A 21,976-nucleotide genomic window follows, 5' to 3' on the forward strand; every position below is an offset into this window, starting at 1 on the left:
ACTCCCGAAATCCAACATTCTTGCCCAGCCTCGTCGGGCAAAACAGTGGCATGATCCCATCATCGGGGCGTGCGATCGGCAGGGCCTTTGCCGAACCCATCCGTCGTCTCGGCTTTGCCAAAGCGACGCTCATAGTCCCTGATATAGGCTTGCGGGGAGGGCTCAAGATGGCGGCGCGTCAAGGCGATTAGTTCGTCCCGGGCCGACTCGCGAATCGCCTTGATCATGTCGAGATGATCGCGCCGGGCGCGTTCCAGCGACTCCGGAAATGCGTTTGCGTAAGACCTGATCCCGTAGACCTTCTGGGCAAGCCAGTCGATCGTTTCGATCAGGCAGGAATTGCCGCAGAGCCCGAACAGAACCTGGTGGAAACTGAGGTTGCTGTAGAACACGGTCAGCAGATCGCCCGCGGCGATGGCCGTGGTGTGCTGTCGCTGCAACTGCTCCAGTCTGCTGATGTCCTTTGGCGCGACCGGGAACGGGATGATGCGAACCGCCATCACTTCCAGCTCCTCGCGAACCCGATAGATCTCGCTGACTTCCAGCGGTGTAAGGCCCCGGACTATCGCGCCGCGGTTGGGAATCCGCTCGACCAAGCCCTTCTTTTCAAGCTCGAACAGCGCCAGCCTCACGTCGCCCCGATGGGTGCCGACCAAGTCGCACAGATCCTGCTCGACGAGCCGCTCCCGCGGCCGGCGGCGCCCGAGAACGATATCCTCCTCGATACGCTTGGCGATCATGGCGGCTGCAGCTGGCTGGCGCGCCGGTGACGGCGCCACCGCCGAGGGTTTCGCCGTCCCGGCTCTCGCGCGCTTGCGTGGTTTTCCCGCCATGGGCTTCCTGTTGCCGCTTTCCTTGTCCTGGGTTTTGTCTTGGGTCTTGTCTTGGGCGCGCGCCGCCGTCCGGCGTGATCGTCCGAATGACGAAAGCTGCAACTTCCGATTTTGGACAGTAAGATCGTAAACATCATTGTAAACAATTTTCAGCCACGCTACCATCTCCCCATAAAACAAGGCGACCAGGCAGGCACCTGCATGTGATCGCACGAGGGAGGATCGGCATGACCAAAGACCGCAACGAGTCTGTCACCAATCTCGCGACCGGGCAAAACCAGCCTTTCTCGAAGAAGCAGAGCCGCCGCCGGTTCCTCGTCAAGACCGGTGGTATCCTCGCCGCAAGCGCTTTCGGCGCGGTGCCGTTGCGCGGCTGGGCGGCCGAGCCCGTCAACATCGGCGCACTCTACCCGACCACCGGCAGCATGGCGCAGATCGGCGTCGGCTGTGTCGCGGCCGCCAAACTCGCGGTCGAGATGGTCAACGAAGCCGGCGGCATCAAGTCGCTCGGCGGCGCCAAGCTCAACCTGATCGTTTCCGACCTCCAGAGCGACACCACGGTGACGCGCACCGAGACGGATCGGCTGATCACCGGCAACAAGCTGTCCGCGATCCATGGCTGCTTCGCCAGCGCGCTGACGTTGATCGCGAGCGAGGTCTGCGAACGCGCAAAGGTTCCGATCATTACCGGCTCCAGTTCCGACCAGCTCAACAAGAACCGCACCTATACGTTCACCCCGTTTGCCCGCGCCTCCCAATTCGCGAAGGCCCAGTTGCAAATGGCAAAACTCGTCGGCGACAAGCCGAAAGTGGCTGTCATCTTCGAGAACACGGCGTTCGGCACCTCGACCTCGAACGGCCTGAAGGAATTGGCACCGGGCGAGGGCGTCGAAATCGTGATGTTCGAGCCTTACTCGGCCGGCTTCACCGACGCATCGCCTTTGATCAACAAGGTCAAGGCCTCTGGCGCCAACGCGCTGTTCTCGGTCTCCTATCTGAACGACCTCATTCTGATCGTGCGAACGGTCAAGCAGGTCGGCCTCAACGTCGCGATCAATGGCGGCTCGGGCGGTTTTGTGATTCCGGACTTCTACAAGAACGTCGGCAATCTCGCGGAAGGTCTCCAGGGCATCGCGCACTGGAACCACGACATGAGCAACGATGCGCAAAAGGTGAACGCCGAATACAAGAAGCGCACCGGCGAGTTCCTGTTCGAATATGCCGGCGGACTCGTCGCCCAGACCTTCATGCTGGCGGATGCGCTGGAACGCGCGGGCTCCGCTGATCCGCAGAAGGTCCGCGAAGCGCTGTCGGCGCTCGATGTCTCCACGGGGTATGCTGCGATGGCGCCTGGCGGCAAGGTCAAGTTCGGCCCGGACGGCAAGAATGTCTTTGGCCATCCGGTCGGGGTGCAGTGGCAGAACGGCGATCTCGCCAGCGTCTTCCCCGACGAAGACAAGCGCGCACCGCTGATGAAAACCTGACGCCGGATCGGTTCGATGTGGGAGACACTGGCCCAGGCCGTCATCAACGGCCTGCTCATCGGCGGCATCTATGCGCTCGTCAGCATCGGCGTCACGCTGATCTTCGGCGTGGTCAAGATCGTGAATTTCGCCCAGGGCGAATTCGTGATGATCGGGATGTACATCTCGTTCTTCCTTTCGAGCCAGTTCGGCGTCGATCCGATCGTGTCGTTGGTCGTGTCGATGCCCGTGCTGTTCGTCGCAGGCGTGCTGATCCAGCACTTCCTGATCCGGCGGGTGCTGGGGCCGAACGACATGCCGCAGATCTTCCTGACCTTCGCGCTGTCGCTGTTACTGCTGAATCTCGCGCTGATGCTGTTCACCGCGAATTACCGCACCGTCCATACCTCCTATTCGGATGAGGCCTTCCACCTCGGCGGACTTTATATTCCCGTCGCAAAGCTCATCGCCTTCGTCGTCGCGATGGGATTGAGCGGCGCGCTCTGGATCTTTCTGCACACCACCGACCTCGGCAAGGCGATGCGGGCGGCCTCGCAGAACCGCGACGTGGCGATGCTGATGGGGATCAACCCCAACCGCGTCTTCTGCGTAGCCCTCGGCGTCGCGCTGGCGCTGGCGGGCGCCGCGGGCTCGCTGCTGATGCCGTTCTATTCGGCGTATCCGTTCGTCGGGCAGGTCTTCACGCTGATGGCTTTCGTTGCCGTGGTGCTGGGTGGTCTCGGAAACGTCATGGGCGCGCTCGTCGCCAGCCTCATGATGGGGGTCGCCGAGTCCCTCGGGATTCAATTCGTCGGCGCCGACTCCGGGTTGATCGTGGTGTTCGCGATGCTGCTTCTGACGCTGGCCTTCAGGCCGACCGGACTTGGCGGAGGGAAAGCGCGATGATCGTGACGCGAAATCTGCTTTGGCTGGCGCTCGGCCTTGCCATTCTCATTGCACTGCCCCTCGTCGTGAAGAGCTCGTTTGCTGTCGACATCTTCATCCGGATCCTGCTGTTCTCGTTCATCGGCGTCGCCTGGAACCTGATGGGCGGCTACGCCAAGCAATTGTCGCTGGGGCACGCCGCCTATTTCGGACTGGGCGCCTATACCTCGACCATCCTGCAGATCGATTTCGGCGTTTCGCCGTGGATCGGCATGGTGGCCGGCGGTGTCGTGGCGATGCTGGCGAGCCTGCCGATTGGCTGGCTGTGTTTCCGGTTGCGCGGTCCCTATTTCACCATCGCGACGATCGCGACAGCGCAGGCGCTGATGCTGATCTTCCTCAAATTCCGCGATTTCGCCTGGGGTGCCGAGGGCACCACGATCCCGAACCTCGGCAGTGCGCCGCTGATGATGCAGTTCGAAGGCAAGGCAGCCTACTATTACGTGGTGCTCGGCCTGCTCGTATCAGGCCTCACCATCACCTGGCTGATCGAGCGTTCCTGGATGGGGTATTATCTGGTTGCAATCGGCGAGGACGAAGACGCGGCCGAGGCGATCGGCGTCAATGCGCCGAGGATCAAGCGCGACATCTACATGATCAGCTCGTTCCTCACCGCGCTCGCGGGCACGTTTTATACCCAGTACATCTACTTCATCGACCCCGCGACCGCTTTCAGCTTCAACATCTCGATCGAGGCCGCCCTGGTATCGATCGTCGGCGGTATCGGAACGCTGTGGGGGCCGGTGATCGGGACCGTCCTGCTGGAGACCACGTCCGCGCTGCTGCAAAGCTGGCTCGGCGGCAGCGTCGGCGGTATCCAGCTCACCGTCTACAGTCTGATCCTGATGGCCATCATCCTGTGGCGGCCGACCGGACTGATCGGCGTCGCGACCGAGGCATACAGGCGCTTTGCAAGCCGCCGGCCGGCGCGGGCGTAAGGGGGCGGGCGATGGCAGACGCACTCGTCGTCAAGGGTCTCAGCAAGCGGTTCGGTGGCTTGCGTGCCGTGCAGGACGTCAGCTTTACGGTGAAGGAAAACGAAACCGTAGCCCTGATCGGGCCGAACGGCGCCGGCAAGACCACCAGCTTCCACCTCATTACCGGTTTTCACCGCCCGGACGCCGGTTCGGTCCAGGCCTTTGGCAAGGAAATCGTCGGGATGAAGCCGCACGACGTCTGCGCGCTCGGAATGGCCCGTACCTTCCAGGTCGCCAAACCGTTTGGCGCCATGACCGTGCTTGCGAACGTCATGACCGGTGCTTTCCTGCGCGACCGCCATGTCGAGGCCGCACGCGCAAAGGCGCTGGAAGCCATCGAGTTCGTCGGCCTTGCGGCCAAGGAACTGACCGCGGCCAAGGACCTCACCACCATCGACCAGCGCCGGCTCGAGATGGCGCGCGCGTTGGCAACAGAGCCGCGCATCCTGTTGTTGGACGAGGTGATGGCGGGGCTCAATCCGGCAGAGATCGATCAGGCGGTCGCGCTGGTCAAGAAACTCTCCAGCCGTGGACTGACGATCGTGATCGTCGAGCATGTGATGCGCGCGATCATGGCCGTCGCCCGCCATATCGTGGTGCTCGACCACGGACAGAAGATTGCGGAAGGCGCACCGAAGGAAATCGTGGAGAACCCGGAAGTGATCCGGGCCTATCTCGGCTCCTACGTTCATCCGCCGGCGGCGGGAGATGCGCATGCTTGAACTATCAGGCGTCCGCGCCAGCTACGGCTCGGTGCCCGCGATATCGGGCGTCACCATCTCGATCGGCGAAGGTGAAGCCGTCGGCCTCCTCGGCGCCAATGGTGCCGGCAAGAGCACCACGTTGCGGGCGATCTCCGGACTCGTGAAGCTGTCAGCCGGCAACATCAGCTTTGCCGGCACCAATCTCGCCTCCCTGCCGCCGCACCGGATTCCCGAATTGGGCATTGCCCACGTTCCGGAAGGACGCCAGGTCTTTCCCGAAATGACGGTGCAGGAAAATCTCGAAATCGGCGCCTATGTGCCCAAGGCCAAGGCCGAACGCGCGCGGACCCTTGACCTCGTCTACGGCATCTTTCCACGGCTTGCCGATCGCAAGAGGCAGCTCGCGGGGACCATGAGTGGCGGCGAGCAGCAGATGCTCGCGGTCGGCCGCGGGCTGATGCTGAAACCGCGCCTGTTGATGCTCGACGAGCCCTCGCTGGGGCTGGCGCCCGTGATGACCGATGTCACCTTCGAGAAAATCGGTGAGATCCACAAGATGGGCACCGCGATCCTGCTGGTGGAGCAGAATGTCAGTCGCGCATTGTCGCTGGTCCAGCGCGCCTATGTACTGGAAAGCGGTAACGTGATCATGCACGGCAGCAGCACGGAGCTCGCCAACAACAAGCAGGTGCAGGCGGCTTATCTGGGGATATAGATGCGCTCGCTCTCCGCATCGATCCGCATTTGGCTGCGTGCTAATGAGGCCGAGTTCTATGGGCATGGACTCAAGCCGCGCTCACGAACCTCAATTTATCAGTACACGCCCTAGTCCAGGCCGACACGCGCGCCTGCCTCGCCAAGCACCCGCTGCGCGATCGCCACGACTTCGGCCGCCGCGATATCCCGCATGCAGCGATGGTCGTTCATCCGACAGATCGTGCTCTGGCAGGGTTGGCAGGACAGCACGCTCTTGTCTTGCACCACGGTGGCGGCGAGGCCGTTGAGGGGGGCCCAGAGGTAGGGGCTGGTGGGGCCGAAGATGCCCATGGTGGGCGTGCCTAGGGCGGCGGCGATATGCATCAGGCCTGAGTCGTTCGAGATCGCGACACCGGCCGCCGCCATCGCCAGCACGCCGTTGCGCAGATCATTGCCGGTGAGGTCCCGGACTTTCGCGCCGCCGGCAGCGACAATCTCCTGGGCGAGGCCCTTCTCGGCGGGGCCGCCGACCACCCAGACTTCCAAGCCTCGCTCGGCCAGCAGCCGGGCGGCCTCGGGATAGTAGGTCCAGCGTTTTGAGACCCCGACCGAGCCGGGGGCCAGCGCCACGGCGGCGCCTGCGCTCAGGCCATTGGCCTGCCGCCAGCGCACGATGTCCTCGGCCGGGACCCGGAGTTGCGGCACCGGCCATTCCGGGGGCAGGGGGGCGCCGTCGGGCTGGGCCAGCGCTGCGTTCTTGTCGATGAAGCGGGGCAGCTTTTTCTCGCCCCAGCGCCAGCGGTTGAGCAGGCCGAATCTGAACTCGCCGACGAAGCCGACCCGTTCGGGAATGCCGGCCAGCGCGGGCGCAATGGCGGCCTTCCAGGTCCGGGGCAGCACCAGGGCGGTGCCGTAGTTCCGCTCACGCAGGAGCCGCGCCAGGCGGAACTGGCGGCCCACGGCAAGGCGGCTGCGGGGCATGTCCCAGACGAGCCCATCGCGCACGCCGGGCATGTAATCGACCAGCGGGGCGCACAGGGACGTCGTGAGGAGATCGACCGGCCGGTTCGGCCAGCGTTCCCTGAGGACCCGGACCACGGTGTGATTCCGGACGAAATCGCCGATCCACATATACGGGACGATCAGGATCGGGCGTGTGTCGCTCCGATCTGTATCTCCGCTAAGTTGCGAATCGGTATTCATTTGTTAATAGGACCGAGGGTGTGCAGATTGTGGCGGTTCGGTTAGCTGCTCCGGGCCGGGACGTAAAGCCGGCAGAAGCATCGGTCCCAAAATGCTTACACTTTGGCAGATGATGCGCTACGGCAGGGGATCGGGCCGCAAAAATCGGGCAGGGTGGTTGGAATGTTGCTGGTGACCGGCGGGGCCGGTTTTATCGGATCGAATGTCGTGGCCGCGCTGAACGAGGCCGGCCGCAGCGACGTCGTTGTCTGCGATTTCCTTGGCTCGGACGGCAAGTGGCGGAACCTCGCCAAGCGCCAGCTTGTGGATATCGTCCCGCCGGCCGAGCTGCGCGGCTGGCTCGACGGCCGCAAGCTGGATGCCGTGATCCATCTCGGGGCGATTTCCGAGACCACCGCGACCGACGGCGACCTCGTGATCGAGACCAATTTCCGCTTCTCGATGCGCTTGCTCGACTGGTGCACGGCGAATGCGGTGCCGCTGATCTATGCCTCCTCCGCGGCGACCTATGGTGACGGCGCGGAGGGCTTTGACGATGACGCCTCGGTCGCTGCGCTGAAGAAATTGCGGCCGATGAATCTCTACGGCTGGAGCAAGTCCCTGTTTGACATCGCGGTTGCCGAGCGCCTCGCGCGCGGCGGCAAGCTGCCGCCGCAATGCGCGGGCCTGAAATTTTTCAACGTGTTCGGCCCGAACGAGTACCACAAGGGCTCGATGATGAGCGTGCTGGCGCGCCGCTTCGACGACGTCAAGGCGGGCCGCGTCGTGCAGCTGTTCAAGTCGCATCGCGAGGGCATCGCCGATGGCGACCAGCGCCGCGATTTCATCTATGTCGACGACGTCGTGCGCGTGATCATGTGGCTCGTGGCAACGCCTGAAGTCTCGGGGCTGTTCAATGTCGGCACCGGCACGGCGCGCAGCTTCAAAGATCTGATGCTGGCTGCCTATGCCGCGCTCGGCAGCAAGCCCAACATCGAATACATCGACATGGCCGAGCAGATCCGGGGCAGCTACCAGTATTTCACCCAGAGCAAGGTCGATCGTCTGCTCGGTGCCGGTTATAATGGCGGCTTCACGACGCTCGAGGATTCGGTGAAGGCCTATGTCGGGGATTATCTCGATCGGCCCGACCGCTTCCGCTGAGGGCTTTGGATCATGGTGACGCCCATTCTCGATTTTGACTCGCTCGCGCAAGACATCGCGCGCCGCACGGTGCTTTGCATCGGCGACGTCATGCTGGACGAGTTCGTCTATGGCGAAGTCTCGCGGATTTCGCCGGAAGCGCCGACGCCCGTCATCCTTGCCCAGCGCAGCGAGATCCATATCGGCGGCGCCGGCAACGTCGCGCGCAATGTCGCCTCGCTCGGCGCGCGCTGCGTCTTCGTCGGTCTCGTCGGCGAGGATGATGCGGGCAAGCGGCTCGCCTCGGCGCTGGCCGAGCATGCCGGGATCGAAAGCGTGCTGGTGTGCGATCCGTCGCGCCCGACGACGCGAAAGGTCCGCTTCGTCTCCGAGCATTTCTCCACGCACATGCTGCGCGCGGACTGGGAGCAGGCGGTAGCTGCCTCCGACGACATCGAGACGAAGCTGATCGAGGCGATCCTGCCGCAGATCGCGCGCGCCGACATCGTGCTGCTGTCCGACTACGCCAAAGGCGTGCTGACCGCGCGCGTGATCCGCCACACCATCGACGCCGCGCGAAAACTCAATAAGCCCGTGATCGTCGATCCCAAGAGCCTGAACTGGGCGATCTATCGCGGCGCCACGCTGCTCACGCCCAACCGCAAGGAATTTGCGGAAGCCACCCGCAGCCGCGCCGACACGCCGCAGAGCATCGTCGATGCCTCTGAGGACGTGATGCGGCTGGCCGATTGCGAGGCGATCCTGGTCACGCAGGGCGAGCACGGCATGACGCTGGTGCCGCGCAAGGGCGAGGCCGTTCATGTGCCCGCTGTCCCGGTGAAGGTGCGCGACGTCTCCGGCGCCGGCGACACTGTCGCTGCTGCGCTCGCGGTCTCGCTCGCTACGGGCGCGGACTGGGATACGGCGCTGCGGATGGCCAATGCCGCCGCCGCCGTTGCCGTCGGCAAGCAGGGCACCGCCAGCGTCAGCGCGGCCGAGTTGCGGCGAAAGATCCTGCCGCATGCTTATCTCGCGGCCGAGGAGAAGATCGTGCTCGCGCCTGATACGCTCGACGCGCGGCTCGCCGCGTGGAAGCGGCAGGACCTGCGTGTCGGCTTCACCAATGGCTGCTTCGACATCCTGCATCCCGGCCATGTCAAGATACTGACCGCGGCGCGCGCCGCCTGCGATCGCCTGATCGTCGGCCTCAACAGCGACGCCTCGGTGCGGCGACTGAAGGGCGCGGATCGCCCGGTCCAGGACGAACGCGCGCGCGCGGAAGTGCTGGCGGCGCTAGAGGCCGTCGACCTCGTCGTCATCTTCGAGGAGGACACGCCGATCGAGCTGATCACGCGGATCAAGCCGAGCGCGCTGGTGAAGGGCGGCGACTACACCCGCGAGCAGGTGGTCGGCCACGAGATCGTCGAGGCCGCGGGCGGAATGGTCGTGCTGGTCGACATCCTCCAGGGTTTCAGCACGACGGCGCTGGTCCATCGTGCGCGCGGAGAAGCCAAGTGACGGCGCTTGCGCGGGAGACGACCGCCCAGATGCTGTGGCGGCGCTTCCGCAGCCCGGCGGCCTGGGGCGAGACCGTCGACCTGTTCGCGATCCTGACCGTGGCCTCGCTGCCCTGGTCGACCTCGCTCGTGGCGATCTTCAACGCCGTGTTCCTGGTCTGCATGGTGCCGTTTCTCGATGTCCGCGCCTTCCTGCAATCGCTGAAGCGCCCGATCTCCGCGGCGCCGATCGCGCTGTTCCTGCTCGCGCTGGCGGGAACGCTGTGGTCGGACGCGGCCTGGGGCGCGCGCCTCTATGCCGTCGGTCCGACCGTCAAGCTGCTGGTGCTCCCCGTCCTGCTCTACCATTTCGAGCGATCGCGGCGCGGCAACTGGATGCTGATCGCCTTCCTGGTGTCCTGCGCGCTGCTGTCGGTGATGTCGTGGCTGGTCGCCTTCTATCCCGGCCTGTCGCTAAAACCCTACGACCCGCTCGAGCGCGGCATCTTCGTCAAGAACTACATCGACCAGAGCCAGGAATTCACGCTGTGTGCGGTCGCGCTCGCCTATCCCGTGATGATGCTGTTGCGCGAGAAGCGCTACTGGCTCGCCGGGCTGCTGATCGCGCTGGCGCTGAGCTTCCTGGTCAACATGGCGTTCGTGGTGGTCTCGCGCACCGCGCTCGTGACCGTGCCGATCATGCTCGCCGTGTTCGCGCTGCTTCATTTGAGGTGGCGCAGCATCGCCATCATCTGCGTTGCCCTGATCGCCGGCGCCGCCGTCGCCTGGCAGGCCTCGCCGCAACTGCGCAAGACCGCGGACACGTTTTCGCGCGACTACCGGCTCTACATGGAGGAGAACGTCCCGACGTCGATGGGCGAACGCCTCGAATATTGGCGGCACTCAGCGCAGTTCTTCGTGCAGGCTCCGCTTGCGGGACATGGCACCGGCTCCTCGCAGGGATTGTTCGAGCGAGCCTCCAGGGAGCCCTCATGGGTTCCAGGCGTGAGGGTGTTTCCGAATCCGCATAACCAGACGCTGCATGTCGCCGTGCAATGGGGCGTCATCGGCATCATCGTCCTCTACGCGATCTGGATCTCGCATTTCCTGCTGTTTCGCGGCGACGGGTTCGCCAGATGGATCGGCTTGCTGGTCGTGGTTCAGAACGTCTTCACCTCGCTGTTCAACTCGCATCTGTTCGACTTCCACGAGGGCTGGATGTACGTCATCGGCGTCGGCGTCGCCGGCGGCATGGTGATCCGGGCACAGCAGGCCGAGGCGAAGCTGGGGAAAGCCGGTTCCTGAACGGCCGCGCGGCTGGCAAGTCCCAGTTCTGGCAAGTCCTAATGCTGGCAAGTCTTATACTGGCAAGTCTGGCTCAGATGGGTTATCAGCGCGGTCAGGTTGCAACCCAACGGGATATTCATCGGTCGGCGGATGACGCGTCTTTCGCATCTCACTTTGCGCAATTTCATGATCGCGCTCCACGACCTGCTGGCGACCACGGCGGCGCTGTTCGCGGCGTTCTATCTGCGTTTCGAGGGCGGCGACGGCTTCTATGATCGCCTGCCGCTGCTGTTCCAGATCCTGCCCTATTTCCTCGCCTTCAGCGTAGTCGTGTTCTTCGTCTTCAACCTGACCACGACGAAATGGCGCTTCATCTCGCTGCCCGATGCGCTGAACATCATTCGCGTCGCAACCGTGCTGACGGTGGCGCTGCTCGCGCTCGACTACATCTTTGTCGCCCCCAATGTCCGCGGCACCTTCTTCCTCGGCAAGGTGACGATCGTCCTCTACTGGTTCCTCGAGATCTCGTTTCTCAGCGCGCTGCGCATGGCCTACCGCTATTTCCGCTATACGCGGGTGCGGCGTCATGCCCGCACCGAGGATGCCGCGCCGACGCTGCTGATCGGGCGTGCCGCGGATGCCGAGGTGCTGCTTCGCGGCATCGAAAGCGGAGCGATCAAGCGGATCTGGCCGGTCGGCGTCTTGTCGCCGTCGAACTCCGATCGCGGCCAGTCGATCCGTAACGTGCCGGTGCTGGGCGACATCGAAGACATCGAGGACGTCATCGCCGACTTCGCCAAGCGCAACAAGCCGATCGCGCGGCTCGTGATGACGCCGTCGGCGTTCGCGCCGGAGGCGCATCCGGAGCAGATCCTGATGCGGGCACGCAAGCTCGGCGTCATCGTCAGCCGCATGCCCTCGCTCGAGAGCGGCGATGCGCCGCGTCTCACGGCGGTCGCGGTCGAGGATCTCCTGCTGCGGCCGAGCGAGACAATCGACTATGCGCGCCTGGAAGCGCTGATCAGGGGCAAGGCTGTCATCGTCACCGGCGGCGGCGGCTCGATCGGTTCGGAGATCTGCGAACGCGTCGTCGCTTTCGGCGCCGCGCGTCTCCTGATCGTGGAAAATTCCGAGCCGGCGCTGTACGCGGTCACGGAAACGCTGGCCGCGCACGGCGCGGCAGCGGCGATCGAAGGACGTATCGCCGACATCCGCGACCGTGAGCGCATCATGCGCCTGATGGCGGAATTCAAGCCTGATATCGTGTTCCACGCCGCCGCCCTCAAGCACGTGCCGATCCTCGAGCGCGACTGGAGCGAGGGCGTCAAGACCAACATCTTCGGCTCGATCAACGTGGCAGACGCCGCGCACAGCGCCGGCGCCGGCGCCATGGTGATGATCTCGACCGACAAGGCGATCGAGCCGGTGTCGATGCTGGGTCTCACTAAGCGCTTCGCCGAGATGTATTGCCAGGCGCTCGACCATGACCTTGCGACAGGTGGCAGCAATGCCAGGCCGCCGATGCGGCTGATCTCGGTCAGGTTCGGCAATGTGCTCGCGTCGAACGGCTCGGTGGTGCCGAAGTTCAAGGCCCAGATCGAGGCCGGCGGTCCTGTTACCGTCACCCATCCCGACATGGTCCGCTACTTCATGACCATCCGCGAGGCCTGCGATCTCGTCATCACGGCAGCGACGCACGCGCTCGGGACGCAGCGTCATGATGTCTCGGTCTACGTGCTCAACATGGGCCAGCCGGTGAAGATCGTCGACCTCGCCGAGCGCATGATCCGCCTCTCCGGCTTGCAGCCCGGCTACGACATCGAGATCGTGTTCACCGGCATGCGGCCGGGCGAGCGTCTGCACGAGATCCTGTTCGCCTCCGAGGAGCCGACCCGCGAGATCGGCGTTGCCGGCATCATGGCCGCGCAGCCGAACGAGCCGCCGATGCAGACGCTGCGCAAATGGATCGCGGCGCTCGAGCAGGCGATCGCGCGCGACGATCGCGCCACGATCAGGACCATCCTGAAGGACGCGGTTCCGGAATTCGGATCGACCGCGGCCTGACCATGCAGTCCCATGGCAGTTTATTTGGCAAGATCGTCGTCGCGAGCCAGCATTATCCGCCGGATCCGAGCACGACCGCGGCGATCATGGCCGAGATCGCCTGCCGCGTCGCGGGGGATCACGAGGTCGTGGTGCTGTCGGGATCAGGCGCATTGCAGGCCTCGCAGACCGGTGCTGGCAAGCCGCGCGTGATTGCCGTCAAGAACCGGATGGCGGGCAAGGCCGCGCTGGTGCGGCGCGGCTTGTCCGAACTGCTGTTCGCCGCGCGCATTTTCTTTGCATTGATCCGCGAGTTGCGGCGAGGCGACGTCGTGCTCACCGTCACTGCGCCGTTCATGTTGCCTTATGCCGTGGCGGCGGCGGCAAGGCTCAAGGGCGCGCGCTCGGCGCTGATCATGCACGATCTCTTCCCCGACGTGCTGGTGACGGCGGGAATGTTGAAGCCCGGCTCGATCGTGACGCGGACGATGCGCTTCGCCAATGGCCTGATGTTCCGCGCGCTCAATGCCGTCATCACCATCGGCCGCGATGCGGAGCGGCCGCTGCTGAGCTATTCCGGCATGCGGCGCAGCAAGATCCGCTTCATTCCGAACTGGGCGACGCTGATGCCCGGCGCGCGTCCGCTGTCACCGGACAATCCGTTCCGCAAGCCGCTGTCCGCGCGCTTCATCGTCGGCCTGTCCGGCAATCTCGGCTTCACGCATGATCCGGAGATCGTGTTCGAGGCGGCGCGCCTCTTGAAGGACGAGCCGGACATCCATTTCCTGCTGTCCGGCTGGGGTATCGGCTTTACGCGGCTGAAACAGTTGCAGGCGGAAGCAAACCTCTCCAATGTCTCCTTCGTGGGGCGCGTCGAGGATGCCGAGCTCGAGGCGTTTCTGGCGTCTGCCAATCTCTGGATCATTCCGTACCGGAAGGACGTTGCGGGGGTGTCGGTGCCGAGCCGGTTCTACAATCTGCTGGCGGTCGGCCGTCCCGTGGTGCTGGTCTCCGAACCGGAGGCCGAGGCCGCGCTGACGGTGGTGGAGAATGGGCTCGGCTGGGTCGTGACGCCGGGCCGCGCCGACCAACTCGCCGGCGCGATCCGTGCGGCGTCCCGATCCGACGACGGCGCTCTTGCCGAGCGTGCGGTGAAGGCAGCTGCAAAATTCGACCGGACGACCGCGATGAACGCCTATGCCGGCCTGATCGACGAATTGCTGCGCAACCCGGACCTTTCGGAGCAATGATGACCGAACGCAAACCGGTCGTGCTGGTGACGGGAGCAAGCGGCTTCGTCGGAAGTCACGTGGTGCCCGCACTCGTCCAGGCGGGCTGGAAGGTCCGCCGTGCCGTGCGCAGCCCGCAGGGGATCGACGACGAGGTCGTGATCGAAACGATCGGCCCCGAGACCGACTGGCAGACCGCGCTCGAAGGCGTCGATGCCGTCGTCCATCTCGCCGCGCGCGTGCATCACAAGCACGAGGAGCACGCGGTGCAGCTCTACCGCAACGTCAACATCGCGGGCACGCTGCATCTGGCGCGCTCCGCGGCGACGGCGAGCGTGCGCCAGTTCATCTTCGTCAGCACCGTCCTCGTGCACGGACGCAGCAATGACGGCCGCGCGCCGTTCAGCGAGGAGGACATCCTCACGCCCCGCGGTCTCTACGGCATGTCCAAGGCCGCGGCCGAGGCCGGCTTGAGGACGCTCGCGCGCGACAGCGCCATGAAGATCTCGGTGATCAGGCCGCCGCTGGTCTATGGGGCGGGCGCCAGGGGCAATTTCGCGCTGCTGACGCGCGCGGTGCAACTGGGGCTGCCGCTGCCGTTCGGTGGGATCCGCAATCACCGCGCGTTCCTCGCGGTGCAGAACCTGTCGTCGTTCATCCTGCGCCGGCTCGCTTATCCCGACCCCGCAAGCAATTTCGAGATCTTCCTGGTGGCCGACCGCGAGCAGGTCTCCACCCCCGAATTCATCGAACGCCTGGCCAGGGCGTTCGGCAAGAGCCCGCGGCTGTTCGGCATGTCGCCGGACCTGCTTGGCACGCTGCTCAGCATGATCGGCCGGCAGGATACCCATGACAGCCTGATCGGTTCGCTCGAGCTCAACGTCTCCAAGGCGATCGCGACCGGCTGGCAGCCGCAGATCTCGCTCGACGACGGCTTGCGGCTCGCGCTGTCGGCTCAGCAGATCTGAGAGCGGGAGAAGCGGCGCAGCACGAAACCGATCGCGACCGCGCCTGCGAGCAGCGAGGCGATCGTGATCGCCGTCGACCCCGCGCGAACGGTGACGAGGGCCAGCCCCGCCAGCACCAGATTGAGCGTGAACACCTCGCCGATCACCCGCGAGACCGCAAACCCGTTGTCGGTCGCATGCTGATAGAAATGCGAGCGGTGCGCCGACCAGAACTGCTCACGCCTGATGATGCGGCGAAACAGCGTGATGGTGGCATCCGCGAGGTAATAGCCGGGCAGCAGCAGCGCCGCGGCGGGCTGTCCCTGCCAGGCGAGCTCCAGCAGGCACCATCCGAGCAAAAGGCCGATCGGCAGGCTGCCGACATCGCCCAAAAATACTTTTGCGACCGGCTTGTTGAACGGTGCAAAACCGAGCATGGCGCCGCACAGCGCCGTGGCGATCAGCACGGCCGGCCATGAGAGATCGCCGTGCATCCCCAGCAGCAACAGCAACGCTGTGACCGGCACCACCTCCGCCACCGTCATCAGGTCGAGCCCGTCCATGAAGTTGACGAGGTTCACGAACCAGACACCGCCGAGCAGGATGAGGCCGCGCTCCAGCGCGAGCGGCACCGCCGGCACGATGCGCGCGGTGTCGGGCGCGGTGAACACCACCGCGCCGACGCATACGCCCTGCAGCACCAGCCGCACCAGCACCGGCAGCGACACGATGTCGTCGGCGAACCCGACCAGCGCGATCACGATTGTTGCAACGACCAGTGCCGGCGGAATCGCGACATTCGCCCAAACGGCCCAGGCCGATGCGATCAGCAGCGTGGCGGTGATCACCGCGATGCCCGCGCCTTGCGGCGTCGGAATGCGATGCGAGGAGCGCGCATTTGGCCGCGCCAGCGCGTAGCGCTGGAGCAGCGGGCGGCTGGTCCAGGTGATGAGCGCCGAGATCAGCGCGGCGATCGCGAGAGCAAGCAGCAAAGGCATGGCGGCAACGGCGTCGGGGGCCGGGCTCACTCCGGCACTCCGAGCTGCGCCGAGCCTTGCGCGGCCTTCTCGGCGCTGAGGATCCAGACCAAACCGCCGAACGCGCCGACTATGAACGAGACCGCACCGAACAGCAGCGAGATGTTGACGCCTTCATTCGGCGCCAGTCCGGCGAAGCCGAAGGCGAGGCCCATGGTGGCCTCGCGCACGCCCCAGCCGGCGATCGAGATCGGCATCAGGGTGATCAGCATGACCGGCGGAATCAGAAGGAAGATCTGGCCGAAGCTGACGGGCGCGGCGATCGCCTGCACCACGCACCAGGCGACGACGACGGCAAGCACGTGAACGACGAATGACAGGATCGCGATGATTGGTCCGCGCGTGGGGCTGAAGATCACGCGGTTGGCGATCACGGCGCAGGCGTGGATGTGGTGGGTGGCCCACCAGGTCTTCAGCCACGGCCATTTCAGCGCGCCGAAGATCAGGAAGCCGAGGCCGCCTGCGAGTGCGGCGAAGTCGATGAGCAGCAGTGCCGAGCGTCCGTGCGGGTCGGTGATGAGCCCGTAGCTCCAGGGCAGGCTCGCGACGACGACGATCGCGAGCGCGACGAGGCCGATCGCGCGATCGACGAAGATCGAGTAGGTGGCCGCGCGCCATCCGGCGCCGGCGCGCGCGACCAGCCACAGCCGGACCGCATCGCCGCCGATCGCAGACGGCAGGGTCTGGTTGAAGAAGGCGCCGACCACATTGTAGCGCATGGCCTGGCCGAGCTCGAGCGGCGCGCCGCATTCGGTGCTGATCTCGCGCCAGCGCAGCACGCCGATGAAGATTTGCAGGAACGTGACCGCGATCGCCATGGCGATCCAGAACAGGCTGCTCACGGTGAAGCGCGACAACAATTCGGTCAGATCGACCTTGCGCAGCGCCAGATAGAGCAGCGCTGCGGAAATCAGGATCTTGGCCGTCGACAGCAGGATTCGGCGCATCTCGCCCGCTTGATCTGGGTTTGCGAAGATTCGAGGCAACCCGACGCAGGACGCCGAATTCGGCCGCTTTGGTATGGTTTTGGCGCTGATCTTGCAATAGCTGTCTCTCGGGCTATTGCGACCCCCTCGAAAGCGGCTAAACAGGCGCCGCGGGCGAGGGATCCTTTGGGAACAGGATGGCAGATCAGGCGATTTTGGTCACGGGGGCCGCGGGCTTCATCGGATTTCACGTCGCCCGGCAGCTTTTGGCCGAAGGCCGGCCCGTTGTCGGACTCGACAATCTCAACAGCTATTACGATCCGGCGCTGAAACAGGCGCGTCTGGAACTGCTGCAAAGGGAGCCCGGCTTCTCCTTCGTGCAGGCCGATCTCGCCGACCGCGCGACCATGGCGGCGCTGTTTGCGCGGCACGGATTTGCGCAGGTTGTGCATCTGGCCGCCCAGGCTGGCGTGCGCTACTCGATCGAGCAGCCCCAAGCTTATGCCGATTCCAATCTCCAGGGCTTTCTCAACGTGCTGGAGGGCTGCCGCAACAATTGCTGTCGTCATCTCGTCTACGCCTCGTCATCGTCCGTTTACGGCGCCAACACGAAACTGCCATTTGCCGTGCAGGACCGGACCGACCATCCCGTCAGCTTCTACGCCGCGACCAAGAAGGCGAACGAGGTGATGGCGCAGTCCTACAGCCATCTCTACCGGCTGCCGGTGACGGGTTTGCGCTTCTTTACGATTTACGGTCCGTGGGGACGGCCCGATATGGCTCTTTTTCTGTTTGTGAACGCCATCCTGGCGGGCAAGCCGATCCGGCTTTTTAACCATGGCAAAATGCGCCGCGACTTCACCTATATTGACGACGTCACCCGTGTAGTATCCAAGCTCATTGATCTTGTGCCCGCGGATGACCCGGCTGCCGCAAATGCGCCGTCTAGGGTCTACAATGTCGGTAACCACCACCCGGAAGAGCTGATGCATGTCGTCGGACTTCTGGAGCAGGAGCTGGGTCGGACGGCGATCAAAGAATTGCTGCCGATGCAGCCGGGAGATGTTTTGGAAACGTTCGCGGATGTCGAGGATCTGATGCGCGACACCGGCTTTGCACCGTCAACGCCGATCGCGCACGGGGTTCGTAATTTTGTCACCTGGTATCGGGACTATTTCAAGGTTTGAGATGACGATGGACAAACGCATTATCCCCCTGATCATGTGCGGCGGTGCCGGCACGCGGCTGTGGCCGGCGTCGCGCGAGGTGCGCCCCAAGCAATTCTTGCCGCTGTTCGGCCCGCGCTCGACCTTCCAGGACACGCTGCTGCGCGTCTCCGACGCCGCGCTGTTCGATCGGCCTGTTGTCATCACCAATGCGTCCTACCGCTTCATGGTGCTGGAGCAGCTCGCCGAGATCGGCATCGAAGCCGATGTGATCCTCGAGCCGATGCGGCGCGATTCGGGCCCCGCGATCGCCGCGGGCGCGGTGTTCGCGCAGAACCGCTCCAGCGAAGCGATCGTGCTCGCGCTCGCCGCCGATCACGTGGTGCAGGACACTGCCGCCTTTGTCGCCGCGTGCCGCGAAGGTCTTACCGCTGCGAGCGCCGGGCGCATTGTCACCTTCGGCGTCAAGCCGGAGCGGCCGGCGACCGAATACGGCTATATCAGCCCGGGCGAAGTGATCTCCGGCGAGGTTCATGCGGTTGCGCGTTTCGTCGAGAAGCCCGACGCCGTGAAGGCCGCCGACTACGTCAATTCGGGCTATCTCTGGAACAGCGGCAACTTCATGTTCCCGGCCAGCGTCCTGCTCGACGAATATCGCAAGGTCGATGCGGGAAGCGTGGAGGCGATCTCCAATGCGGTCACCAATGCCGGCCGCGATCTCGGCTTCGTGACGCTGGAGCCGCAGGCGTTCGGCTCCGCGAAGGCGATCTCGATCGACTACGCGGTGATGGAAAAGACCTCGCGCGCAGCCGTCGTGCCGGTGTCCTGCGGCTGGTCCGACGTCGGCTCCTGGCACGCGGTGTGGGAGCTGTCGGAGAAGGACGCGCAAGGCAACGCGTCGCATGGCAGTGCGGTGTTTGAGGACTCGCGCAACTGCAACGTTACCACCGATTCCGCGCTGGTCGCGCTCGAAGGTGTGGATGACCTCATCGTGGTCGCGACCGCCGACGCGGTGCTGGTCTCGCGCCAGAAGGATGCCAATGGCCTGAAGCGGCTCGTCACCAAGCTGAAGGCGGTCGCGCCGAAGGTCACCGAGGAGCATCTCAAGGTGCACCGGCCCTGGGGAAGCTACCAGTCCGTCGACAATGGCGAGCGCCACCAGGTCAAGCGCATCGTGGTGAAGCCGGGCGGGCGTCTGTCGCTCCAGAAGCATCATCACCGCGCCGAGCACTGGATCGTGGTCCGCGGTGCGGCTCGCGTCACCGTCAACGAGACCGTGAAGACGGTGCACGAGAACGAGTCCATCTACATCCCGATGGGCGCGGTGCACCGGATGGAGAACCCCGGTAAAATCATGCTGGAGCTGATCGAAGTCCAGACCGGAAGCTATCTCGGGGAAGACGACATCATCCGGATTGAAGACGACTATCAAAGGTCGTAACCAGCACACTCCGAATCACGCCACCCGGGCCGAAAGAGCGTCATCTTTCAGCCACTTAAGGCGCGGGGACGTGTAACTTTTTGAATCAAATCGTGTCCGGCCGAATAGGGCGGCATTCGCCACAAATGTGGCGTCCGTGCTAGAAGCGGCCGGGGTTTGCGTTGAATCGGGGTTTGCTCAAATGAGTTCCAAAGTGTCTGCACCGGCAAAGGCCGGCTTGCGCGTCGGCGTCATTGGCGCGGGCGTGATGGGCAGCAACCATGCGCGCGTGCTTAGCGGGCTTCCCGGCGTCACCCTCGTCGGCGTGGTCGATCCGTCGCCGGCGCATCTGACGCGCACCACCGAGCTTGCGAGCTGCGAGGGTTTCGAGACCATCGACCAGCTCTTCGCCGCGGGCGTCGATGCGGTCACCATCGCGGCGCCGACCCATCTGCATCACGAGGTCTCGCTCGCCTGCATCGCCAAGAACATTCACGTGCTGGTCGAGAAGCCGATCGCCTCCACGGTCGCCGAAGGCCGCGAGATCGTCGCTGCTGCGCAAAAGGCCGGCGTGACGTTGATGGTCGGCCATGTCGAGCGCTTCAATCCGGCGGTCGCCGCGGTGAAGCAGGCGATCGCGGGCGAAGATATTCTCTCCATCGCGATCACCCGCGTCGGCCCGTTCCCGCCGCGCATGTCCAATGTCGGCGTCGTCATCGATCTCGCCGTGCACGACATCGATTTGATCCGCTGGTTCACCGAATCCGACATCGTCGAGGTGCAGCCGCAACTGTCGAGCGCGATCGCCGAGCGCGAGGACATCGCGCTGTTGCAGTTCCGTACCGCCAACGGCGTGCTCGCCCACATCAACACCAACTGGCTGACGCCATTCAAGGCCCGCAGCGTCACGGTCGCGACCCGCGGCAAATACGTGATGGGCGATTTGCTCACGCGCCAGGTCACCGAGTGCTTCGGCTTCAAGCCTGATGGCAGCTATTCGATGCGGCATCTGCCTGTCGGACATGACGAGCCGCTCCGCGCCGAGTTGCTCGCGTTCCTCAAGGCCGTGCGTAGCGGCGAGATTCCGGCGGTCACCGGCGATGAAGGCGTCGCCAGCCTCGAGATCGCCACGCAGTGCTTGGAAACGCCGTCGCGGCCCGCGGCCAAGGCCGCTGCCCGTACGGGCCCGCGCCGCGTCGCCGGCTGAACCCTTTCCATGCCGACTTCTCAAGCTTCGCAAGACAATCAGCAAGGCGCCAAGAACCAGACCATGAACCAGCATCTGCGTTCCGAACCCATTCCCTTCATCGACGTCGCCTCGCAGCGCCGCCGGCTTGGTGCCTCGCTCGATGAGGCCGTCAAGCGCGTGCTCGACCATTGCCAGTTCGTCAACGGACCTGAAGTCGCCGAGCTCGAGAAGCAGCTTGCGGCCTACTCCGGCGCCAAGCACGTGATCGGCTGCGCCAGCGGCACCGACGCGATCCTGATGGTGATGATGGCGAAGAATGTCGGGCCCGGCGATGCCGTGTTCTGTCCGTCCTTCACTTTCATCGCGACCGCCTCGCCGGTGGCGCGGACCGGCGCGACGCCTGTTTATGTCGACGTCGACGAGACGACGTTCAACATGTGCCCGAAGTCGCTGAAGCGCGGCATCGCGACCGCGCGCAAGGCCGGCCTCAAGCCGGTCGCGGTCATTCCGGTCGATTTGTTCGGCCAGCCCGCCGATCACGATGCCATCGCCGAGATCGCCAGGGACGAAGGCCTGTTCGTGCTCGACGACGCTGCCCAGGGTTTTGGCGCGAGCTACAAGGGCCGCAAGCTCGGCACCTTCGGCCTCGCCACCGCGACCAGCTTCTTCCCGGCAAAGCCGCTCGGCTGTTTTGGTGACGGCGGCGCGATCTTCACCGATGACGACGAGCTCGCGGCGACCTTGCGCAGCATTCGCGTGCACGGGCAGGGCGTCGACAAATACGACAACGTCCGCCTCGGCCTGACCGGCCGGCTCGACACCATGCAGGCTGCGATCCTGATCGAGAAGCTGAAGATCTTTGACGACGAGATCGCCGCCCGTAACAAGGTCGCTGAGCGGTATGCGCGCGGCTTGAGCAATGTCGTGACCGTGCCGCGCGTTGCGCCGGGCAACAATTCGGTCTGGGCGCAGTACACCATCCGCCTCCCGAAAGGGACCGATCGCGACGGCTTCGCTGCCGCGCTGAAGGCCCAAGGCGTGCCGACCGCGATCTATTACGGCAAGTCGATGCATCAGCAGACTGCCTACAAGCAGTATCCGGTCGCCGAGGGCGGCCTGCCGCGTTGCGAAAGCCTGTCGCAGGACGTCATCAGCCTGCCGATGCACGCCTATCTGACCGAAGCCGACCAGGAGCGGGTAATCGCCGCCGTACGCGGCGCGATTTCGGGCTGATTTCGCTGTTCTTACCCTCTCCCCTTGTGGGAGAGGGTGGCTCGCCGCAAAGCGGCGAGA

19 protein-coding genes are annotated in these 21,976 nt (G+C 64.6%); 15 read left to right on the forward strand and 4 right to left on the reverse strand.

Annotated elements, in window-relative coordinates; all coding sequences use genetic code 11:
• Nucleotides 1–59 precede the first annotated feature (59 nt).
• Nucleotides 60–998: a GntR family transcriptional regulator gene (locus IVB29_RS33520; RefSeq protein ID WP_247507703.1), complete on the reverse strand. Its 939-nt coding sequence runs from the start codon at nt 996–998 to the stop codon at nt 60–62.
• A 62-nt stretch (nt 999–1,060) separates the two neighbouring features.
• Between IVB29_RS33520 and IVB29_RS33525 the strand changes: the two genes are divergently transcribed.
• Genes IVB29_RS33525 through IVB29_RS33545 form a run of 5 tightly spaced genes read left to right on the forward strand, consistent with a single transcriptional unit; the run spans nt 1,061 to nt 5,637 of the window.
• Nucleotides 1,061–2,317 (forward strand): ABC transporter substrate-binding protein, encoded by a 1,257-nt coding sequence (locus IVB29_RS33525; protein ID WP_247507704.1) that lies wholly within the window; start codon nt 1,061–1,063, stop codon nt 2,315–2,317.
• A gap of 15 nt (nt 2,318–2,332) precedes the next feature.
• Nucleotides 2,333–3,202, forward strand: coding sequence for a branched-chain amino acid ABC transporter permease (locus tag IVB29_RS33530; RefSeq protein ID WP_247507705.1), 870 nt, complete (start codon nt 2,333–2,335; stop codon nt 3,200–3,202).
• Nucleotides 3,199–4,179: a branched-chain amino acid ABC transporter permease gene (locus tag IVB29_RS33535; protein WP_247507706.1), complete on the forward strand. Its 981-nt coding sequence runs from the start codon at nt 3,199–3,201 to the stop codon at nt 4,177–4,179. Before IVB29_RS33530 ends, IVB29_RS33535 begins: the two co-directional genes overlap by 4 nt.
• 11 nt (nt 4,180–4,190) lie before the next feature.
• Nucleotides 4,191–4,940 (forward strand): ABC transporter ATP-binding protein, encoded by a 750-nt coding sequence (locus tag IVB29_RS33540; protein WP_247507707.1) that lies wholly within the window; start codon nt 4,191–4,193, stop codon nt 4,938–4,940.
• Nucleotides 4,927–5,637 (forward strand): ABC transporter ATP-binding protein, encoded by a 711-nt coding sequence (locus IVB29_RS33545; RefSeq protein WP_346731321.1) that lies wholly within the window; start codon nt 4,927–4,929, stop codon nt 5,635–5,637. The genes IVB29_RS33540 and IVB29_RS33545 overlap by 14 nt, the downstream gene beginning before the upstream one ends.
• A gap of 110 nt (nt 5,638–5,747) precedes the next feature.
• Here IVB29_RS33545 and waaF read toward each other — a convergent pair whose 3' ends face one another.
• The gene (gene waaF, locus IVB29_RS33550; protein ID WP_247507709.1) at nt 5,748–6,821 is read right to left on the reverse strand and encodes a lipopolysaccharide heptosyltransferase II; all 1,074 of its coding nucleotides are present in this window, start codon (nt 6,819–6,821) and stop codon (nt 5,748–5,750) included.
• 162 nt (nt 6,822–6,983) lie between these two features.
• On the opposite strand from waaF, the gene rfaD reads away from it, so the two are divergent.
• The 6 genes from rfaD to IVB29_RS33580 all read left to right on the forward strand — a co-directional run bounded on the left by rfaD (nt 6,984) and on the right by IVB29_RS33580 (nt 14,966).
• A complete protein-coding gene (gene rfaD, locus IVB29_RS33555; protein WP_247507710.1) occupies nt 6,984–7,964 on the forward strand; it encodes an ADP-glyceromanno-heptose 6-epimerase in 981 nt (326 codons plus the stop codon).
• A gap of 12 nt (nt 7,965–7,976) precedes the next feature.
• Nucleotides 7,977–9,461, forward strand: a complete 1,485-nt coding sequence (rfaE1, locus tag IVB29_RS33560; RefSeq protein ID WP_247507711.1) for a D-glycero-beta-D-manno-heptose-7-phosphate kinase — start codon at nt 7,977–7,979, stop codon at nt 9,459–9,461.
• Complete coding sequence (locus tag IVB29_RS33565) at nt 9,458–10,744, forward strand: O-antigen ligase family protein (protein ID WP_247507712.1); 1,287 nt, start codon at nt 9,458–9,460, stop codon at nt 10,742–10,744. The genes rfaE1 and IVB29_RS33565 overlap by 4 nt, the downstream gene beginning before the upstream one ends.
• A gap of 132 nt (nt 10,745–10,876) precedes the next feature.
• Nucleotides 10,877–12,790 (forward strand): SDR family NAD(P)-dependent oxidoreductase, encoded by a 1,914-nt coding sequence (locus IVB29_RS33570; protein ID WP_247507713.1) that lies wholly within the window; start codon nt 10,877–10,879, stop codon nt 12,788–12,790.
• 2 nt (nt 12,791–12,792) lie between these two features.
• Nucleotides 12,793–14,019, forward strand: coding sequence for a glycosyltransferase family 4 protein (locus IVB29_RS33575; RefSeq protein ID WP_247507714.1), 1,227 nt, complete (start codon nt 12,793–12,795; stop codon nt 14,017–14,019).
• Complete coding sequence (locus IVB29_RS33580; protein ID WP_247507715.1) at nt 14,019–14,966, forward strand: NAD-dependent epimerase/dehydratase family protein; 948 nt, start codon at nt 14,019–14,021, stop codon at nt 14,964–14,966. Before IVB29_RS33575 ends, IVB29_RS33580 begins: the two co-directional genes overlap by 1 nt.
• Here the strand turns inward: IVB29_RS33580 and IVB29_RS33585 are convergent.
• Together IVB29_RS33585 and IVB29_RS33590 are read right to left on the reverse strand one after the other, a co-directional pair.
• Nucleotides 14,954–15,973, reverse strand: coding sequence for a glycosyltransferase family 4 protein (locus IVB29_RS33585; RefSeq protein WP_247507716.1), 1,020 nt, complete (start codon nt 15,971–15,973; stop codon nt 14,954–14,956). The two genes, IVB29_RS33580 and IVB29_RS33585, sit on opposite strands and share 13 nt — an antisense overlap.
• Nucleotides 15,970–16,929, reverse strand: a complete 960-nt coding sequence (locus tag IVB29_RS33590) for a lysylphosphatidylglycerol synthase transmembrane domain-containing protein (RefSeq protein WP_247507717.1) — start codon at nt 16,927–16,929, stop codon at nt 15,970–15,972. Before IVB29_RS33590 ends, IVB29_RS33585 begins: the two co-directional genes overlap by 4 nt.
• A 176-nt stretch (nt 16,930–17,105) precedes the next feature.
• Between IVB29_RS33590 and IVB29_RS33595 the strand changes: the two genes are divergently transcribed.
• The 4 genes from IVB29_RS33595 (at nt 17,106) to IVB29_RS33610 (ending at nt 21,916) form a co-directional block, all read left to right on the forward strand.
• Nucleotides 17,106–18,095, forward strand: coding sequence for an SDR family NAD(P)-dependent oxidoreductase (locus tag IVB29_RS33595; protein ID WP_247507718.1), 990 nt, complete (start codon nt 17,106–17,108; stop codon nt 18,093–18,095).
• A gap of 7 nt (nt 18,096–18,102) precedes the next feature.
• A complete protein-coding gene (locus IVB29_RS33600) occupies nt 18,103–19,515 on the forward strand; it encodes a mannose-1-phosphate guanylyltransferase/mannose-6-phosphate isomerase (RefSeq protein WP_247507719.1) in 1,413 nt (470 codons plus the stop codon).
• A 181-nt stretch (nt 19,516–19,696) separates the two neighbouring features.
• Nucleotides 19,697–20,701 (forward strand): Gfo/Idh/MocA family oxidoreductase, encoded by a 1,005-nt coding sequence (locus IVB29_RS33605; protein ID WP_247507720.1) that lies wholly within the window; start codon nt 19,697–19,699, stop codon nt 20,699–20,701.
• 63 nt (nt 20,702–20,764) lie between these two features.
• Nucleotides 20,765–21,916, forward strand: a complete 1,152-nt coding sequence (locus IVB29_RS33610; protein WP_247507784.1) for a DegT/DnrJ/EryC1/StrS family aminotransferase — start codon at nt 20,765–20,767, stop codon at nt 21,914–21,916.
• Nucleotides 21,917–21,976 lie beyond the last annotated feature (60 nt).

It is taken from the genome of Bradyrhizobium sp. 1 (assembly GCF_023073315.1).
Lineage (GTDB): Bacteria > Pseudomonadota > Alphaproteobacteria > Rhizobiales > Xanthobacteraceae > Bradyrhizobium.

What these genes read in the sequence shown, in the direction of transcription:
- IVB29_RS33520 (WP_247507703.1), bottom strand. Translation starts at nt 998, where the DNA reads ATGGTAGCGTGGCTGAAAATTGTTTACAATGATGTTTACGATCTTACT.
- IVB29_RS33525 (WP_247507704.1), top strand. Translation starts at nt 1,061, where the DNA reads ATGACCAAAGACCGCAACGAGTCTGTCACCAATCTCGCGACCGGGCAA.
- IVB29_RS33530 (WP_247507705.1), top strand. Translation starts at nt 2,333, where the DNA reads ATGTGGGAGACACTGGCCCAGGCCGTCATCAACGGCCTGCTCATCGGC.
- IVB29_RS33535 (WP_247507706.1), top strand. Translation starts at nt 3,199, where the DNA reads ATGATCGTGACGCGAAATCTGCTTTGGCTGGCGCTCGGCCTTGCCATT.
- IVB29_RS33540 (WP_247507707.1), top strand. Translation starts at nt 4,191, where the DNA reads ATGGCAGACGCACTCGTCGTCAAGGGTCTCAGCAAGCGGTTCGGTGGC.
- IVB29_RS33545 (WP_346731321.1), top strand. Translation starts at nt 4,927, where the DNA reads ATGCGCATGCTTGAACTATCAGGCGTCCGCGCCAGCTACGGCTCGGTG.
- waaF (WP_247507709.1), bottom strand. Translation starts at nt 6,821, where the DNA reads ATGAATACCGATTCGCAACTTAGCGGAGATACAGATCGGAGCGACACA.
- rfaD (WP_247507710.1), top strand. Translation starts at nt 6,984, where the DNA reads ATGTTGCTGGTGACCGGCGGGGCCGGTTTTATCGGATCGAATGTCGTG.
- rfaE1 (WP_247507711.1), top strand. Translation starts at nt 7,977, where the DNA reads ATGGTGACGCCCATTCTCGATTTTGACTCGCTCGCGCAAGACATCGCG.
- IVB29_RS33570 (WP_247507713.1), top strand. Translation starts at nt 10,877, where the DNA reads ATGACGCGTCTTTCGCATCTCACTTTGCGCAATTTCATGATCGCGCTC.
- IVB29_RS33575 (WP_247507714.1), top strand. Translation starts at nt 12,793, where the DNA reads ATGCAGTCCCATGGCAGTTTATTTGGCAAGATCGTCGTCGCGAGCCAG.
- IVB29_RS33580 (WP_247507715.1), top strand. Translation starts at nt 14,019, where the DNA reads ATGACCGAACGCAAACCGGTCGTGCTGGTGACGGGAGCAAGCGGCTTC.
- IVB29_RS33590 (WP_247507717.1), bottom strand. Translation starts at nt 16,929, where the DNA reads ATGCGCCGAATCCTGCTGTCGACGGCCAAGATCCTGATTTCCGCAGCG.
- IVB29_RS33595 (WP_247507718.1), top strand. Translation starts at nt 17,106, where the DNA reads ATGGCAGATCAGGCGATTTTGGTCACGGGGGCCGCGGGCTTCATCGGA.
- IVB29_RS33600 (WP_247507719.1), top strand. Translation starts at nt 18,103, where the DNA reads ATGGACAAACGCATTATCCCCCTGATCATGTGCGGCGGTGCCGGCACG.
- IVB29_RS33605 (WP_247507720.1), top strand. Translation starts at nt 19,697, where the DNA reads ATGAGTTCCAAAGTGTCTGCACCGGCAAAGGCCGGCTTGCGCGTCGGC.
- IVB29_RS33610 (WP_247507784.1), top strand. Translation starts at nt 20,765, where the DNA reads ATGAACCAGCATCTGCGTTCCGAACCCATTCCCTTCATCGACGTCGCC.